Source organism: Kocuria sp. KH4, assembly GCF_053711175.1.
This window is the reverse complement of the sequence record NZ_JBSJYX010000055.1, coordinates 1-987: the sequence shown is the minus strand read 5'-3', so window position 1 is coordinate 987 and position 987 is coordinate 1. Positions and strand designations below refer to the sequence as shown.

General features: G+C 74.7%; 1 protein-coding gene. It reads left to right on the top strand.

The genetic code is table 11. From position 1 onward, the window contains the following. The coding region (locus ACWCOM_RS18460; protein ID WP_454550197.1) for an NAD(P)/FAD-dependent oxidoreductase at window positions 1–987 on the top strand (987 nt) is incomplete at both ends.

The window sequence follows — 987 nt, the reverse complement described above, 5'->3', positions numbered from 1 at the left end:
CGCCGGGCGGGTGGTGATCATCGGGGATGAGGTCCAGCGCCCCTACGACCGTCCGCCGCTGTCGAAGGACTTCCTGGCCGGGCGGATCGAGATCGAGGACCTCACCCTGGAGACCGACACCGAGGACCTGGAGGCGGAATGGGTGCTGGGCACCCGGGCGGTGTCCTTCGACCCGCTCACCCGCCTGGTGCACCTGGAGGACGGGACCAGCATCCACGCCGAGGCCCTGGTCATCGCCACCGGAGCCTCCCCGCGGACCCTGCCCCCGATCGCGGCCGCACCCAACGTGGTGACCCTGCGCACCGTCGCCGACGCGCAGAAGCTGCGGGAGCTGGTGGGCCGGGGCGGGCGGATGGTGGTCATCGGCGCCGGCTTCATCGGCGCCGAGGTCGCCTCCACCGCCCACGCCCTGGGCATGGAGGTCACCGTGCTGGAGAAGTCCCCCACCCCGCTGTGCGGGCCGCTGGGAGCGCAGCTGGGGGCGGTCGTGGCCGGGCTGCACGAACGCGCCGGGGTCGAGCTGGTCTGCGGGGCCGAGATCGCCGACTTCGCCCTCACCGACGGATCCGTGAGCGCGGTGCACCTGGCCGACGGGCGGGTGCTGCCCGCCGAGGTGGTGGTCGTGGGCATCGGGGCCGTGCCCAACACCGGATGGCTGGAGGGCTCCGGGATCGAGCTGGGCAACGGCGTGGTCTGCGATGCGGTCGGGGCCACCAACATCCCCGGGGTCGTGGCCGTGGGCGACTGCGCGGCCTGGTGGGACCCGGTCACCGGGCGCCACCAGCGGGTGGAGCACTGGACCGGGGCCGCCCAGCGCCCGGGCGTGGCCGTCTCGGCGCTGCTGGGGGCGGACCCGGCCACCCTGCCGGCGGTGAAGCCCCCCTACTTCTGGTCCGACCAGTACGGCACCCGCCTGCAGTTCGCCGGGAACGCCTCCCGGGCCGAGCGGGTGGTCTACGAGCACGGCGGACCGGGCGAGGACTCCCT